The organism is Streptomyces sp. NPDC057271, from assembly GCF_042668715.1.
GTDB lineage: Bacteria > Actinomycetota > Actinomycetes > Streptomycetales > Streptomycetaceae > Streptomyces.
Window position 1 is genome coordinate 15,912 of sequence record NZ_JBHUYJ010000095.1, and the last position, 15,556, is coordinate 31,467.

Annotated in this window: 12 protein-coding genes; 4 read left to right on the forward strand and 8 right to left on the reverse strand. The window is 72.9% G+C overall.

The window, feature by feature from the left end; genetic code table 11:
* Window positions 1–53: 53 nt before the first annotated feature.
* The 3 genes from ACFUJR_RS31040 to ACFUJR_RS31050 all read left to right on the forward strand — a co-directional run bounded on the left by ACFUJR_RS31040 (window position 54) and on the right by ACFUJR_RS31050 (window position 4,603).
* The gene (locus ACFUJR_RS31040; RefSeq protein WP_383175402.1) at window positions 54–965 is read left to right on the forward strand and encodes an RNA polymerase sigma factor SigF; all 912 of its coding nucleotides are present in this window, start codon (window positions 54–56) and stop codon (window positions 963–965) included.
* Between the two features lie 187 nt (window positions 966–1,152).
* On the forward strand, window positions 1,153–2,415 hold the full coding sequence (locus tag ACFUJR_RS31045; protein WP_383175424.1) for a DegT/DnrJ/EryC1/StrS family aminotransferase: 1,263 nt from the start codon (window positions 1,153–1,155) through the stop codon (window positions 2,413–2,415).
* Window positions 2,408–4,603: a lipopolysaccharide biosynthesis protein gene (locus ACFUJR_RS31050; protein WP_383175399.1), complete on the forward strand. Its 2,196-nt coding sequence runs from the start codon at window positions 2,408–2,410 to the stop codon at window positions 4,601–4,603. Before ACFUJR_RS31045 ends, ACFUJR_RS31050 begins: the two co-directional genes overlap by 8 nt.
* 86 nt (window positions 4,604–4,689) lie before the next feature.
* Here the strand turns inward: ACFUJR_RS31050 and ACFUJR_RS31055 are convergent, their stop codons facing one another.
* The 7 genes from ACFUJR_RS31055 to ACFUJR_RS31085 form a co-directional block, all read right to left on the reverse strand.
* Window positions 4,690–5,124 (reverse strand): hypothetical protein, encoded by a 435-nt coding sequence (locus ACFUJR_RS31055; RefSeq protein WP_383450953.1) that lies wholly within the window; start codon window positions 5,122–5,124, stop codon window positions 4,690–4,692.
* Between the two features lie 49 nt (window positions 5,125–5,173).
* Entirely contained in the window at window positions 5,174–6,244 is a 1,071-nt protein-coding gene (locus tag ACFUJR_RS31060) for a glycoside hydrolase family 26 protein (protein ID WP_383175396.1), read from the reverse strand.
* A complete protein-coding gene (locus ACFUJR_RS31065; protein ID WP_383175393.1) occupies window positions 6,241–6,669 on the reverse strand; it encodes a hypothetical protein in 429 nt (142 codons plus the stop codon). The genes ACFUJR_RS31060 and ACFUJR_RS31065 overlap by 4 nt, the downstream gene beginning before the upstream one ends.
* A 320-nt stretch (window positions 6,670–6,989) precedes the next feature.
* Entirely contained in the window at window positions 6,990–8,960 is a 1,971-nt protein-coding gene (locus ACFUJR_RS31070; protein ID WP_383175390.1) for a hypothetical protein, read from the reverse strand.
* A gap of 83 nt (window positions 8,961–9,043) precedes the next feature.
* Complete coding sequence (locus ACFUJR_RS31075) at window positions 9,044–9,850, reverse strand: polysaccharide deacetylase family protein (RefSeq protein WP_383175387.1); 807 nt, start codon at window positions 9,848–9,850, stop codon at window positions 9,044–9,046.
* Window positions 9,847–11,325: a glycosyltransferase gene (locus tag ACFUJR_RS31080; protein WP_383175384.1), complete on the reverse strand. Its 1,479-nt coding sequence runs from the start codon at window positions 11,323–11,325 to the stop codon at window positions 9,847–9,849. The genes ACFUJR_RS31075 and ACFUJR_RS31080 overlap by 4 nt, the downstream gene beginning before the upstream one ends.
* 21 nt (window positions 11,326–11,346) lie before the next feature.
* Window positions 11,347–12,429, reverse strand: coding sequence for a GNAT family N-acetyltransferase (locus tag ACFUJR_RS31085; RefSeq protein ID WP_383175421.1), 1,083 nt, complete (start codon window positions 12,427–12,429; stop codon window positions 11,347–11,349).
* Window positions 12,430–13,180: 751 nt separating this feature from the next.
* Here ACFUJR_RS31085 and ACFUJR_RS31090 point away from each other — a divergent pair.
* Window positions 13,181–14,119 carry an FG-GAP repeat domain-containing protein gene (locus tag ACFUJR_RS31090; RefSeq protein ID WP_383175381.1) on the forward strand — a complete coding sequence of 313 codons (939 nt, stop codon included), beginning with the start codon at window positions 13,181–13,183 and terminating at the stop codon, window positions 14,117–14,119.
* A gap of 99 nt (window positions 14,120–14,218) precedes the next feature.
* Here ACFUJR_RS31090 and hutI read toward each other — a convergent pair whose 3' ends face one another.
* A complete protein-coding gene (gene hutI / locus ACFUJR_RS31095) occupies window positions 14,219–15,466 on the reverse strand; it encodes an imidazolonepropionase (protein WP_383175378.1) in 1,248 nt (415 codons plus the stop codon).
* Window positions 15,467–15,556: the final 90 nt, after the last annotated feature.

Below are 15,556 nucleotides of genomic sequence, written 5' to 3' on the forward strand. Positions count from 1 at the left end.
GACATCCGAAACGGCCGGCTTGGAGGCGCCGCAAACCGCAGCAGGAAGAAACGATGGAGGAGACCATGTCACCCCGGCTCGACGCCCCGCGTACCCACGACGCGCCGTCGGCAGAAGCAACTCCGCCCCCCACCCTCGCCGACCTTCCCGGGATCACGGAGATCGCCGAGATCGCCGAGATCGGGCCCTTCGACCAGGTCGACCCGCTGGACGCGCGGGCCCTGTCGAAGACCCTGTTCGCCCGGCTCGACGCCCTCGAAGAGGGCACTCACGAGTACGCGTACGTCCGCAACACCCTGGTCGAACTCAACCTCGCCCTGGTCAAGTTCGCCGCCTCCCGGTTCCGCTCCCGCAGCGAGCCGATGGAGGACATCATCCAGGTCGGCACGATCGGCCTCATCAAGGCCATCGACCGCTTCGAGCTGGCCAGGGGCGTCGAGTTCCCCACCTTCGCGATGCCGACGATCGTCGGCGAGATCAAGCGCTTCTTCCGCGACACCTCCTGGTCGGTGCGCGTCCCGCGAAGGCTCCAGGAACTCCGCCTCGACCTCGCCAAGGCGGGTGACGACCTCTCCCAGCGGCTCGACCGGGCACCGACCGTCGGCGAACTCGCCGAGGAGCTGCACCTGAGCCGCGACGAGGTCGTCGAGGGGATGGCCGCCAGCAACGCGTACACCGCGAGCTCCCTGGACGCCCAGCCCGACGAGGACGACGGCGAGGGCGCGCTCGCCGACCGGATCGGCTACGAGGACCACGGCATCGAGGGCATCGAGTACATCGAGTCGCTCAAGCCGATGATCGCCTCGCTGCCGGCCAGGGACCGGCGCATCCTCTCGCTCCGTTTCGTCGTCGGCATGACCCAGTCCGAGATCGGCGAGGAGTTGGGCATCTCCCAGATGCACGTCTCCCGGCTGCTTTCGCGGACGCTGGGGCAGCTGCGCAAGGGGCTGACCCTGGAGGAGTGACCCCCGCTCCCCGGGCGAGTGGTTCTCCGCTCCCCAGGAGCGCCCCCAAGAGCCTTGCGGAAAGGGCCTGTTCCCCTCGGGACGGGCCCTTCCGCGTTATTGACGGGCCGCCCGGAATCGGACACATTGAGGCCGGGGTTCAGGGGGGAATCGCATGGTTTCTGCGTACGCGGAACTGGAAGAGCGCATGCGCGACCGGCTCGGGGGCAGGGAGTGCCTCCATGTGCCGTCGTGCCGCTTCGGTCTCTATCTCGCGCTGCGCCACTGGTGCAGACCCGGCGGCCGGGTGCTGATGTCGCCGGTCAACGACGACGTGATCTTCTTCGTCGTCCTCGCCGCCGGGCTCCGTCCGGTCCAGGCGCCGCTAGACCCGCGCGACGGCTCGATCGACACGGCCGCCGTACCCGACTCCCTCTGGAGCGGACTCTCCGCCGTACTGACCACGAACCTGTACGGGAACCCCGACCCGGCTCCCGAACTGCGCGCCCACTGCGACGCCTGGGGCATCCCGCTCCTGGAGGACGCGGCGCACGCCATCGGGTCCACGGTCGGCGGCCGCCCGGTCGGCACCTGGGGCGAGGCCTCCGTGTTCAGCCTCTCCAAACACACCGGGGCGAAGACCGGGGGCTTCCTGGCCTTCGACGACCCGTCCCTGCGAGGCGAACTGACCTCCGCACGGGACGAGTTGCTGCACCCGTCCCGTACGGCCGCCGAACTGGCCTATCTCGTACGGCCGTACGCCGAGGCCACCGTCCGCGGACTGCGCCTGGTGAAGGCCGCGCACGCCACACTGCGGCTGCTCGGGCAGCAGGAGCGCGAGGAGATCCGGATGCCGCTGCGGGCCGGGGAGCTGAAGCAGGCCCTCACCGCCGCGCCGGCGCTCGCGCCCTTCCACTCCTGGGTCCGCGTCGACATGCACGACTACCGCCTCGGTCCGGGTCCGGGCCGGCTGCGCCGTACCGGACGGCTCCTGGCCCGCCTGGACGCCACGCTCGCCGCGCACCGGGCCGGAACGGAACGGCTGCTCAGCACCGAATGGGCGCCCGCCGGGGCGACGTGGCAGGGAGGAACGGGGCAGGGAGGAGCGGGACCGGGACGAGCGGGACCGGGACGAGCGGGGCCGGGGGAAGGGGAGCGGGGAGGAGGGGAGCCGAGGGGAGGGGAGCCGAGGGAGGTCCAGCCTCTCTTCCGGGTACCGCTGCTCGTCGGGGACCGGGACGCGGCCATCGCCGCGCTCGCCCGCCGCCGGATCGTCACCGGCTACCTCTACGACCCGCCGCTCGACACCTACGCGGGCGAGCTGTTCACCGACCTCTCCCCCGACCCCGAACCCGCGTCCTGGTTCGCCCGCCACGCGCTGCCGGTGGATCCACGGCGGGCCGGTGAGGTGATCGAGACGCTGCGCGCAGCGGGCGTCCGGCCGGTGCGGTACGGCGACGACCGTGACTGAGGCCGTCCGGCTGCACAAGCCGGAGGGGCCGGAGGGGGAGACGGGGGAGACGGGGGAAGAACGGGAGCCGGGACGGGACGGCGGACCCGCGTCGGAGACCGGCCCCCGCCCCGGCGGACCCGACGTGGCCCACGGGTCTCACGGGTCCGACGGGTCCGACGGGTCCGACCGCGCCGGCCCCGGCCCCGGCCCCGGCCCCGGCTCCGGCCCCGGCCCCGGCTCCGGCCCCGGCTCCGGCTCCGGCTCCGGCGGGGACTCCATGTTCCGCAACGCGTACGCGCTCATGCTCTCCACCGGCGTCTCCGCCGCGCTCGGGCTCGGATTCTGGCTGGTCGCCGCCCGGTACTACTCCGAGGAGGCCGTCGGCCAGGGCTCCGCCGCCATCGCCGCGCAGCGCCTGCTCGCCTCCATCACCGCGACGACCATGATCGGCGCGGTCGTCCGCTACGTCCCCCGGGCCGGCCGTGCCACCGGTCCCCTGGTCGGGCGGATCTACCTGGTCAGCTCCGTCGTCGTCGCCCTGGCCTGCGGAATCTTCCTGCTGACCCTGGACTGGTGGGGCCCCTCGTACGCACCGCTCGGCTCGCTCTCCGCCGGACTCTTCTTCACCGCCTCCTGCGTGGGCTGGGCGCTCCTCACCCTCCAGGACGGCGTGCTCACCGGGCTCCGACGCGCCTTCTGGGTGCCCGTGGGCAACGCCGGCTTCTCCATCGGCAAGCTGCTCCTGCTCGCCGCCTTCGCCACCACGATGCCCGTCCTCGGCGTCTTCGTGTCCTGGTCGGCGGCGATCGCCCTCTCCGTCGTCCCGCTCGGCTGGCTCGTCTTCCGCCGTCTCATCCCCCGGCAGGTCCGCGCCGACCACGACCGCGAACCGCCCGCCATGCGCGAGATCGGCCGCTTCATGGCCGGGGACTCGGTCGGCGCGCTGTTCAGCCTCGCCATGATCAACCTGCTGCCGGTGATGGTCGCCGTCCGCTTCGACGCAGCGCACAACGCGTTCTTCTACACCGCGTACACCGTCGGCGGCACGATGGAGTTCATGGCCATCAACATGGCCTCCTCGCTCACCGCGCACGCCTCCCACAGCCCGGAGTCGCTCGCCGAGGGCGTACGCGGGGCGCTGCGGCGCATGGGGCTGCTGCTCGTCCCCGTCGTCCTCGTCCTGCTGGTCTTCGCGCCGTACATCCTCGCCCCCTTCGGTCCGGACTACGCCGACCACGGCACGACGGTCCTCCGTCTGTTCGCCGCGGCCGCGGTTCCCCGCGTCGCCGTCGAGCTGTACATCGGTGTGCTGCGCGTCCAGGGGCGGACGGGCGCACTCGCCGTCCTCCAGGGCGCGATGTGCCTCCTCGTCCTCGGCTCCGCGGCGCTGCTCCTCGGTCCGGTCGGGATCTCCGGCGCCGGGCTCGCGATGCTCGGCTCGATGACGCTGATGGCGGCGGCCTCGGCGCCCGGCCTGCGGGCGGCGCTGAGGGGAGGTCGCGAGGAGATCGAGTACGGCACGAGCTGGGCGCGCCGCGCCGCCGAGCGGGAGTGGACGTCCCGGGGCGCCTCGGCGGACACGGTGACCCCGGTCTTCGGCCTCCCGGTGTACGTGCCGAAACCGCCGCGCCCGGATCCGCGGGCCGGGGAGGACGGTGCGGGGAGCTGGCTCTGGCTGCTCCTCGGCCTGTCGACCGGCCTCTTCTGGATCCCGCTCTCCCGCGCGGAGGCCCTCGGCCCGGACCGGCTGTCCGGTACGGAGCTGATCGCCGCGCTGCCTCCGGTGACCCTCGCCGCCGGGATCCTGATGGTCGTCCTGCACGGCGCCGTGGTGTCGCCGCGCCGGGTCCGGCCCGTGCTCGCCGCGACCGTCCTGCTCGCCACGTTCCTGGCCCTGCACACCGCACCGCCGCTGCTCGGCATCCATCCGGACCTGGCGGCGGGCCCCGGCACCGCCCTGGTGCCCGCCGGCGCCCTGGAGGCCCTGCCGATCGCCCTCCAGGCGCTGTGCCTGGCGCTCGCGGCCGTCCTGCTGCGCGTCCTCGGCGTGGGTGTCCGGGTCACGGCGTGCGCGGTGTGGGTCCTGGTGTGGGCGGGCTGGGCGGCCCAGCACGCCTTCGCCGCGGCACCGCTGCCCGTCCTCCTGGGGATGTGCGGGGCCACGATGACGGCGGTGGCGGCACGCGGACTGCGACGCCGGAGCTGACCGGGATCGGCGGGTGGTGCTCAGGCGACCTTGCGCCCATGGTGGCGATGACGCCGTAGTCCCCGAGCCTTCCCTGTTCGGTCTGCTCACGCCTGGGCGGACCGTCGAACAGCGGGGTGCGCTGTCCGTCCGGGCGCTCCAGAGGTGTGCCGTACGCGAAGAGGGTCACACCGATTTCCGGGATCTCCATTGCGTCGAAGTCCGGTCGGTCCCACGGTGGCGTACCGGTCGACGGGGCCCTCCGCCGGCTCGCGTGGCCCGGCGATGGTGTCGCGCAGCTTCGAGAAGACGTCGCCCAGAAAGGCACGTCCGGGGTCCGGGCCGTCGCCGTCCCCGTCCGGATCGCCCTCGGGCTCCTCGGGCGCCTCGGGCTCCTGAGGCGCCTCCCGGTTCTCCGGCTCCCCCAGCTCCTCGGGCTCCCGCGGTTCCTCAGGTTCCGCGTGCTCCGCGCCGGCCTCGATCGCATCGGCATGCCACGGATTCGCCTCCACGCCACGGCCAGCCGTGTGCAGCTCGCTCACATCGCCCCGTTCCGTCCCCCTCGGCGGCCAGAGCAAGATCGTAACGGGTCTAGCGGCGCGGGACGCCCCGGCGGAAGTAGTCGGCCTGGCCCGCGACCTTGTAACCCTCCAGGGCTGGGCCCGAGTTGACGGTCAGATCGCAGGACCGGCCGCCCGGGACCGCGCGGTTCCAGTGGACGTAGGCCTTGGCTCTGGGGAGGGTTGGGGCGATCTTCGGGATGGCGCTGTACCAGTCGCGTTGGCGGTTCGGGCGGTCTTGGTCCGGGGCGGTGGCGAATTCGGCGAGCATGATCGGCTTGTTCGCGGAGATGTGCGTGCGCAGCCAGTCGTACGTCGGCCGCTGGCTGGACTCGAAGTCCAGCCAGTTGGGGGAGTTGTGGCACCGGTAGTAGTTGTACTGGTCCATGCCGATCCAGTCGACGTACGCGTCCCCCGGGTACAGCGCCTTCATCGTGTCCGCGTTGCCGAGGTAGCCGGAGACCGTCCATACCCAGACGACGTTGCGGACGCCCAGACGCTCGAAGCGGTCGCGCAGGTGGCGGTAGGCGGCGACGTATTCCTCGGGGGTGCCCGCGCCCTCCTTGATGCGCATGTCGGTCTCCTGGTCGAAGGAGAAGAAGACCCGCTTGCCGTACGCCTTGAGGCGGCGGGCCTGCGGGTCGATGATCGAGGTGTCGTACTTCCCCGACGCTATGCTCTTCCAGCCGAGCTGGGTCTCGCTCCAGCCCGCGTGGTGCTTCTCCTTCCAGACCGTGGACTCCCAGGCCAGCATCAACAGCCGGCTCTCGCCGAGTTCCACCTCGTCGGGAGTGAGGAGTTCGCCGTCCGTAGGGTTCCCCGACATGTCGTGGTAGGTGTAGATCAGGTCCAGCTTGCGGCCGATCTTCTTCTCGAAGGCGTACACCGGCCTGGTGAGCGAGCTGTCCTCGTCGTACGGGATGTACGCGCCCCACCACGCGCCGTCGCACGGCAGGACGAGCTTGCGGTCGGGCGCGCAGCGGTCGTCGGAGTTCTCCGTGTTCCAGAGTCCTATCGCCGCGGCGAGCGCGCCCACGGCGGCGAGGGCGACCGTCATCATGGGGACCCGGCGCGGTGACTGCGCGGCATGGCGTCGGTTCATCGTGCGCCGCCGGGCTTCCGTTTGATCCGGAAGCGGACCCGCACGCCCGAGCTCTCGCGCTCGACTGCGCCCCGGGTGGCGGCGGGCAGCGGGACGCCCGGCAGGGCGGCGACGACCGTGACGAAGACCGCCAGCGAGACCAGGAACGCGGTCGTGGAGAAGCCCTTCACCAGGAACAGCGAGGTCGCGGCGAGCGCGGCCAGCGACAGACTGACGGGCGCGGCGAGCGCGAGCGCTTCGAGGCGCCCGCCGGGGCGCAGCCCGGTCGGCTGCGGGTGGAGCAGCGCCAGGCCGGGCGCGAGGGCGACGAAGGCGAGGACGGGGATCCAGCGCAGCGGGGAGCCGCCCGGCAGCGCCGTGGCGCCGAGCGCGAGCCAGCCGGAGGCCGCCAGGCCCGCTCTGAGCCGGAGGTGTGCGAGTGCCATGGCGTACGTACTCCCGTGATCGGTCGGTCGGGCGGACGGGTGAGCGGTCGGTCGGTGGGGCGTCAGGCGGGACGTCGGGCGGACGGGCCGACAGCCGGGCAGCTGGGCGGACGAGCGGTCTGGCAGTCGGGCAGCCGGGCAGTGTCGGGCAGCCGGGCAATCGGGACGCGGGCGGGCGGTCGAGACGTCGGGACGCGGGCGGGCCGTCAGGGCGGCGGGGACGCGGGCGGGCAGCCGGGCAGCTGGGCGCGGGCGGGGGCGGGGGTCAGGGCGGCGGGGACACGGGCGGGCCGTCAGGGCGGCGGGGCGCGGGCGGGCAGTCAGGCGGGGCGCGGGGGTGTCGACGGGGCCGCGGCGCCGGACGTCGGTTGGGCCTGCGGTCGGTACTCCAGGACCAGCCCGTGCTCGCTCTCCTCCACCACGTGGAAGAGCGGCGAGCGCTTCAGGTCCTCGCTCAGGGTCCGGAAGCTGCCGGGCGGCAGATAGCCCTCGCCGATGACCGCCTTCTCCTGCGTCGGGGTGAGGACGACGAACGCCGGGCGGCCCTCGGGGATGCCCCGGGCGAGATAGCCCGCCGGATCCTTCAGCATCTTCAGGTTCTCGGGGACCTCCTGCTCGGTGAAGAACCAGCGCTCGTAGTGGTCGTAGCGGTAGTACGCACCCGGGAAGGAGCCGGTGGTGGCGAGGATCAGCGCACCGTCGGGGGCCCGGTCGTAGGCGCGCCGGGCGAGGGCGAGTTCGGCCGGCGGGGCGTAGTGCATGCCCTCCTTGCCGTAGTACGAGGGCAGGAAGCCGGCCAGCAGGGCGGTGACGGCGAGCGGCAGCGCGACGGCGGCCGTGCGCCGGGCCACCCTCGCGGCCCGGCCGGCCGCGCCCGCCGCCGGGACGAGCGCGGCGGCGGCGAAGAACGCCGTGCCGGGGAGCCCGAACAGGTAGACGCGGAAGAGCATTTCGCCGCCGTAGTCGTTGACGGCGAACATCGGCACCGGCGCGGCGGCGGCGAGCAGCAGCGGCAGCGCGCTGCGGACGAGTCTGCGGCGCAGCAGGACGGCCGTGCCGGCGAGCACGGCGAGGGCGAGCACCATCAGGACGTTGGCGGCGCCGACCAGTTCGGGTCCCGGGCCGGTCGGCTCGCCCGCGTACCCGGCGCGGGAGTTGGAGAGAAGGTCGCCCGCCGAGTCCTTCAGGGTGCTCATGGTCTCCAGGAAGAGGAGCCGGCCCATGGTGAGGTCCCAGACCAGCATGATCAGTCCGGCGACGACGAGCAGCCCGACGTTGCGGTAGCGGCGGGTGAGGCAGAGCGCGAAGAGCGTCGCGCAGAGCATCACCGGCGTGAGCTGGTGCGAGGCGTTGATGGTCGCGATCAGCGGGGCGATGATCAGTACGCAGATCGCGCGCTGCTTCGGCGTCGTGGGCGGCGGTACGGCGGCCGCCGCCGGGTCGAGGAGCGTACGGTCGCACAGCCGTCCCGCCGACCCGGGCCGGACGAAGTGCCGGACGACGACGGCGAGGACGGTCAGATAGAGGAGATACGAGAAGCCCTGCGGCGACAGGTAGTCCTGGCCGACCCAGTTCGCCAGCTGGAAGATCCACACCCCGGTCCACACGAGCCTCCAGTCGTCGCTGAAGGTGCGGTAGATCAGCAGCAGGACCGGCAGCGTGAGGACACCCAGGGCGATCGGCGCCCAGTTGACGAACGAGGCCGCCGAGTCCACGCCGAAGGCGCGGACGAGCGCCGCGTCGAGCGCGAAGAACCCGGGCCACTGGTCGTACGCGGACATCCCGCCGGACAGTTCGCGCTGCGGGTACACCGTGCCCTCGACGAGGAGCCGGCTGATCACCGCGTCGTGCTTGGAGGCCCAGGCGTAGCGCACGGAGTCGTAGAGGATCGCGGGCGGCGCCTTGAGCGCCACGAGCATCGCGAGGCTGTACGCCGCCGGCCACCACGGGGCCGTACCGGCCCGCCGCAGCGCGACCAGGAAACCGCAGGTCAGGACGGCGAGTGAGGCGTAGAACGCGGGCGGGAAGCGGTCGAGGAGGCCGTAGTCGCCGATGTCGCGGAAGCCGATCCGCGGCAGCGCGTACACCCAGAGGGCGGCGGCCACGAGCAGCGGCAGCGCGCTGAAGAGGGTCTGCGGGCCCGGCAGGCGGAGGCGCGGTCTGCGGCTCCCCGCGTGCGGGTCCGCGTCCGCGACCGTACGCGGCTCCGCATCCGGTTCCCCCTCCGGCCGCCGGGCGGGGGGAAGCGGCACGTCGCTTCCGGTGACCGGTCCGGGCACACGCTGTTGCACGGTGGAACTCCCCTTCGAACTCTGCGCCATCAGGTCAGGCCCATCGGGCCGGAGCGGCCTCCTCGACCGCTCCCCACCCGCCGTCAGCCCGCGAACTCCGGCCCTCTGACCAGCGCCCGGGCCCTGCGGTACATCCGCCAGCCCACCGTGGGCAGCGAGTCCGGGTACGGCGCCGCCTTGGCGCCCCGGCCGTCCATCCACTGCTCCACGTCGGCGACGGTGTGCCCACGGCGCACGATGAGCCGGGCGATCCTGTACCGCTGGTCGGTCTCGGAGCTGAGGGCGTGCCGGACGGCGACGGCCGAGGCGTACCCGGCGGTGGCGGCGGCCCGGCGTACGGCCGGACTGTTGTAGCCGTGCGGGTAGGCCAGGTGCCGGACCTCGTGGCCGAGGACGTCCTCCAGGGCGGCCTTCGGCTCGCACAGCTCGCGCCTGAGTTCCTTCGGCGGCAGCGTGTCGAGCTGTGGGTGAGTGGCGGTGTGCGCCCCGACCTCCATCCCGTACCGCTCCAGGAGCGGTGCCTGGCTCAGCGCCATCATCGGCGCGGGCGGCAGCAGACAGACCCGCCCGGGGGTGATCGCGCCGGTGGTCAGATACGCGGTGGCGGGCAGCTCGCGGGCGGCGAGTGCCTCGGCTGTCGGACCGGGCAGATCGGCGAACCCGTCGTCGAAGGTGAGGACGACCGGCCGGGGCGGCAGCGGGGCGCGCCGGGTGAAGTGGTCGGCGAGCGCGCCGATGGTCACGGGTGTCCGTCCGCTGTCGACGACGGCGTCGAGCTGGGCCTCGAACTCCGCGGGTGTGACGGTGAATTCGGCGATCCAGGCGGGCGGGTCCTCCATCACGGCGTGATAGAGGAGGACCGGGATACGGGTGTGGGCGGGTGCGCTCATCTCGTACCCCGCATCCGCAGCCGGGCCTTGGCGTAACCGAGGGGTCCGTAGAGCATGCCGCGTCGCTCCAGTCGGGAGAGGCTGCGAGGCCAGGGATGGGTGTGGGTGCCGTGCTCGCCGGGAACCCCGCCGCTCTCTGCATGGCGGCTCGCGGTCATGTTCCTGGCGTGGGCGAGCCCGCGGGGCAGCCGGGCGAGGAGCGCCGGCAGCAGGGCGGGGCGGCGGACGAGGGTGGCGGTGAGGTACGCGGTGAGACCGGCTCCGTACCCGAACGCCTGGTTCCGCACGTCCTGCCAGCTCTCGCGGTGGTGGTGCCACACGAGGGCGTCCGCGGTGTAGCGGAGCCGGAATCCGGCGGAGAGGACGGCGACGAAGGCGTACAGGTCGTCCCCGCCCCGGGCCGTCGTCCCGGTGCCCGTGGCCGGATCGAAGCCGCCCGCGGCCTCCAGGGCCCGGGTCCGGAACGCCATGTTGGCGCCGGAGCCGAAGCTGCCCGCGGTGAACGGGAAGAGCGGTTCGTCGGCGGGCGGGCGCACCGGGTCGTAGAGCCGGGGCGCGAAGCCCTTGGCGAAGCCGCCGTGGGATTCCAGCAGGATCTGGGCGGAGGTCCGCAGCCGGGCGGGCAGGATGAGACCGGTGACGCAGCCGAGCCGCGGGTCGGCGGCGAAGGGCGCGGTGAGGGCGGTCAGCCAGTGCGGATCGGCCACGACGTCGTCGTCGGTGAAGGCGACGACGTCCGCACGGGTCTGCGCGAGGCCGGTGTTGTGGGCGACGGCGAGTCCGGGGGTGTCCTCGCGGACGTACCTGACGCGGTCGCCGTAGGCGCCCCTGACCAGCTCTTCGGTGGCGCGCGTGACGGGCGAGTTGTCGACGACGACGATCTCGTAGTCGGGATGGTCCTGGTCGAGGAGCGAGTCCAGGGCCCGGGCGAGCTGGTCGGCGCGCTCACGGGTGGCGACGACGACGCTCGCACGGGGCGGGACGAGGCGGGCCTCGTCGAGGCGGGCGTCCTCGAGACGGGCGTGGTCGAGACGGGCGTGGTCGAGACGGGCGTGGTCGAGACGGGCGTGGTCGAGACGGGTCTCGTCGAGGCGGGCGTCCTCGAGACGGGCGTGGTCGAGACGGGTCTCGTCGAGGCGGGCGTCCTCGAGACGGGCGTGGTCGAGACGGGTCTCGTCGAGGCGGGGGTCCTCGAGACGGGCCTCGTCGCGCCGGGCCTCTTCGCGCCGGGCCTCTTCGAGGTGGGCCTCGTCGAGACGGGTGCGGGCGAGGGCGGCGAGTGTCTTCCCCGGGTCCGCCCCCTCGGGTACGTGCCCGAGCACGGTGGCAGCGGGCCGGCCCCTGAGCCGGACGAGCGCGTAGACGTCTCCGGGGCCCGGCGGCGCGCCGCCCGGGGCGGGGCGGAGGGAGAGGACGGGTCCGCCGGGCGAGTCGAGGTCGAGGTCGGCGACGGAGAGGGCGTGTGGTGGTCGCAAGTACGTGTCCCCGTTGTCGGCTCAGGCCCGGCCGGCGCCACTGCCGCGCAGGCGGGCGATCCGGTTGAGGGTGCGGCGGCCGCGCGCGGCGAGCGCCGGCCGGTTGCGTACGAAGCCGTGGGCGCGGCGCAAGGGCTCGCGGGAGAGCCAGTAGAGCCCGGCACGTAACCCGGGCCGGGTCACCGACCCTTCGTAGACGGTGAGTTCCCCGGTCTTGAGGGCGTCCTTGTACTCGGCGTCGCCCCGGCCGAGGTCGAGCATCCCGATCCCGGCCGCGGCGGCGGCCTCGGCCATCCGCAGATGGAGGACGAGGCCGGGCGAGTACTTCGCGAAGTCGGGGTCGTAGGAGGGGAACCAGCAGGAGAGGACCGAGCGGGAACGCAGCCCGAAGTGGGCGGCGACGGGCCGGTCACCCGCGTAGAGGACGGACAGCACACCGGAGCACCCGGGGGCGCGCAGCTCGTACAGGCGTCGCACGAGGGTGCTGATCCACTCCCTGGCGAAGCGGTCGCGCCGGCCGGTCCTGCGGTACTGGGCGGACTTCCACGCCATGAGGGTGCGCAGGGCTGCCGGATCGCGCTCGTCGAAGACGAACCGGGTGGGGCCGACCTGGCGCCCGAGGCGGCGCTCCTTGGCGAGGGTGGTCCTGAGGAACTTGGGCGACTGCGCGCGCAGGACGTCCTCGTACACGGCGTAGCCCTCGCCGACGTCGATCACGGGCGAGCCGAACGCCTCGGCCTCGCAACGGAAGGCGGCCTGCCCCTCCTCCAGATTGTCGAACTCCCAGGTGGAGAGCCCGCAGACGCGCAGCAGCGCGCGGGGCGAGGGCGCGAGACCGGGCCGGATGACGGCCCCCTGACAGTCGGAGACCCCGAGACCGACGGCCCGCCCGTGGCCGAACGCCCCCTTCTCGTACGGGAAGAACCCGACGGGTTCCCCGTCCTCCCACCAGACGGCCACGCGCACCCGGGGCCGCACCGAGGCGACGGCCCGCGTGAACTCTGGCCCCATGAAAGGGTTCTCGGGCGCCCCGGACTTCCCGCGCAGCTCCCGCCACGCCTCGTCCTCGCGGTCGGTCAGCTCCCCCGGTGTCACAACCCGCACGAACTGCTGACGGCTGTCGCCCTGTTCACGGACAGCCTGATGACGGACAGCGCTCAACTCCGACCCCCCGGTCTTCCCCCCTGAGTCCTGCCGCTACAGGACGGTACCGGTCGAAAACCCTCCGGGACAGGGCACTCGGCCTATCTGTGACCGAGGGGAATTCATGATGATCAAGCGACCAATGGGACATGCCGGTTCAAGGCGCGGAGGAGGGTCGGGCCTGCCTGGTGAGCACCTGGATCGCGGCGGTTCGCGACCCGGTATCGAGTGAACCGGCGTCCTCGCGCCTGAAGTGCGGCGGTGGCTGGAGCGGGACGTCACACCCGCCGCCGTCGCCCGTACCCTCACCGGTGCACTGCCCACCGGGACCATCCGCCGGCCCGCCCGGCTCCTGGCCCACCGGTTCGCGAGTGGCTACCGCCGTAGTTGCCGCCCGCGCCACAGGCGTCCACGATCGTGCCGCTCCAGAACTGCGACCGTTGCGACCGGGCGTTTCGCGGGACCACGGAGGGGCTCTGCCACGCGTGCGAGCCAGGAGGCCCTGGAGATCCGGGAGACCCTGGCGACCCTGGCGACCCTGGCGGTCTCGAAGAGAACCAGCGCCCCAGAGAGGCGCCGGGCACCCCGGAGCGGACCCGAAGCCCCTTCCCCTGTCCCCTCTTCCCCCCCTCCCTACCCCCTCGTGAGAGTCTTCTGACCGATGGCGGTACGCGACCTGTGCCGTCCAGAGAATTCCCAGGGGGCTATCTCCATGCTGATCAATCGACGTCGGCGTGCGTTGCGCGGCGCGCTCGCCGCCACCGTCGTCACCGTCGCCACGGCCGCCACGGCCGGTAGCGCCTACGCCGTCGGCGACCCGGCCGCGGCCGGCGTCTCGGCCGAGCAGCGGGCCCAGGACGTCCGCGCCCCGGGGGCGCGCGCGGCCGCCGCCGACGACGCTCCGGTGGAGACGCCCAGCTTCACTATGAGCGCCGTCCGCAAGAGCAGCGGCGTGCTCTACCACTACTACCCGGACCACCAGGGCGGCTTCGACCCTCGGTACGAGGTGGGCGTCAACTTCGAGGCCTTCGCCGACTCGATCTCCGTCGACAACGACAAGGACGGGCGCAGCGACGGCACGTGGCACCTCCGGAAGGACGGAACGCTCACCTTCGGCTGGATCGACGACGACCTCAAGTACCACACCACGCAGGCCGGCTGGGGATGGAACATCTACACCTCCGTCCTTTCCCCCGGCAGCATCGGCGGAGCCCAGGAGGCCGACCTGATCGGCCTCGACAAGGCCGGTGTGCTGTGGGGATACCTGGGGTACCCGGACGGCCGCCTGACCGCCCGGACGCGGATCGGCGGGGGCTGGGGGCAGTACACCCAGCTCGCCGGCCAGGGTGATCTGACCGGTGACGGCCGGGCCGACATCGTCGCCCGGGACAGGTCCGGCGTCCTGTGGCTCTACAAGGGCACCGGCAACTACAAGGCTCCCTTCGCCGCCCGTACGGTGATCGGCGGCGGCTGGAACGCCTATGACCGGCTGCTCTCGGTCGGCGACCTCGACGCCGACGGCAGGGCGGACCTGATCGCGCGCAAGCCCGACGGCGACCTCCTCCGGTACTCGGGCACGGGCGACGCCCAGGTCCCGTTCCAGAAGCCGGTCAAGATCGGTTACGGATTCCAGAACTACAACCTGCTGTAGCCGTACGCCTCACCACGACGCGGAGAGGGGCCGCCGCCTCCGGGACCGGAGACGGCGGCCCTTCGTCGTGTCAGGACAGGGGACCCGGAGAGGCCCCCCTCAGACCACCCGCGTTCCCCGGCGCCAGACCTCCGTCACCAGGGGGACACCCGGGCGGTAGGCCAGGTGGACGTGGGACGGGGCATCCAGGATCGTGAGGTCGGCGGCGGAGCCGGGGGTGAGGTGGCCGACGTCCGCGCGGCGGAGGGCCGCCGCACCGCCCGCCGTGGCCGACCAGACCGCCTCGTCCGGGGTCATGCCCATGTCCCGTACCGCCAAAGCGACGCAGAACGGCACGGACGAGGTGAAGGACGAGCCCGGGTTGCAGTCCGTGGACAGGGCCACCGTCGCGCCCGCGTCCAGCAGGCGGCGGGCGTTCGGCCACTCGGCGCGGGTGGAGAACTCGGCGCCCGGCAGGAGCGTCGCGACCGTCGACGACTGCGCCAGGGCGTCCACGTCGGCGTCCGTCAGGTGCGTGCAGTGGTCCGCGCTCGCCGCGTCCAGCTCCACCGCCAGCTGGACACCGGGGCCGTACGAGAGCTGGTTCGCGTGCACCCGGGGGTGGAGGCCCCGCGCCTTGCCGGCCGTGAGGATCGCCCGCGCCTGGTCCCCGTCGAACGCGCCCTTCTCGCAGAAGACGTCCACCCAACGGGCGTACGGCGCGCAGGCGTCGAGCATGTCGCCCGTGACGAGGTCCACGTACGCGGCCGGGTCGTCGGCGTACTCCGGCGCGACGATGTGGGCCCCGAGGTAGGTGACCTCGTCGGTGTGCGCGGCGGCGATGCGCAGCGCGCGGGCCTCGTCCTCGACCGTCAGGCCGTAGCCGGACTTCGTCTCGAAGGTGGTCGTCCCCTGGGCGAGGGCCTCGCGCAGATAGCGCGCGACGTTCGCCGAGAGCGCCTCGTCGCTCGCCGCGCGCGTCGCCGCGACCGTCGTGCGGATGCCACCCGCCTTGTACGACTGGCCCGACATCCGCGCGTTGAACTCCGCGGTGCGGTCGCCCGCGAAGACGAGGTGCGAGTGGGAGTCCACGAACCCCGGGATCACGGCCCTGCCACCGGCGTCGACCCGGTTGTCAGTGGCGGGTGCTTTGCTTGATTCACCGACCCAGACGACGCGGTCGCCTTCGATGACGACGGCAGCGTTCTGGATCAGGCCCAGAGGCGTTCCATCACCGAGGGAGGGATCGTTGGTGACCAGGCTTGCGATGTTGACGATGGCGGTCGCGGCCGTCGCCACGGCGCTGTTCGCGCTCGTGGGGGCGGAGGTCGCCGCCGGGCTGTTCCTCGTCGCGGGGCCGGTGTTCATCTGAGTCCTTTCGTGGATACGCCCACCTTCAGGTGGGGGAGGAAACGAAACCCCTGCGGAGCGGGGCAGTGAGCGGGGTTTCGCTCCCAG

Coding starts and splice junctions, on each gene's coding strand:
- ACFUJR_RS31040 (WP_383175402.1), top strand. CDS start 54: ATGGAGGAGACCATGTCACCCCGGCTCGACGCCCCGCGTACCCACGAC.
- ACFUJR_RS31045 (WP_383175424.1), top strand. CDS start 1,153: ATGCGCGACCGGCTCGGGGGCAGGGAGTGCCTCCATGTGCCGTCGTGC.
- ACFUJR_RS31060 (WP_383175396.1), bottom strand. CDS start 6,244: ATGAACCGACGCCATGCCGCGCAGTCACCGCGCCGGGTCCCCATGATG.
- ACFUJR_RS31065 (WP_383175393.1), bottom strand. CDS start 6,669: ATGGCACTCGCACACCTCCGGCTCAGAGCGGGCCTGGCGGCCTCCGGC.
- ACFUJR_RS31075 (WP_383175387.1), bottom strand. CDS start 9,850: ATGAGCGCACCCGCCCACACCCGTATCCCGGTCCTCCTCTATCACGCC.
- ACFUJR_RS31090 (WP_383175381.1), top strand. CDS start 13,181: ATGCTGATCAATCGACGTCGGCGTGCGTTGCGCGGCGCGCTCGCCGCC.
- hutI (WP_383175378.1), bottom strand. CDS start 15,466: ATGAACACCGGCCCCGCGACGAGGAACAGCCCGGCGGCGACCTCCGCC.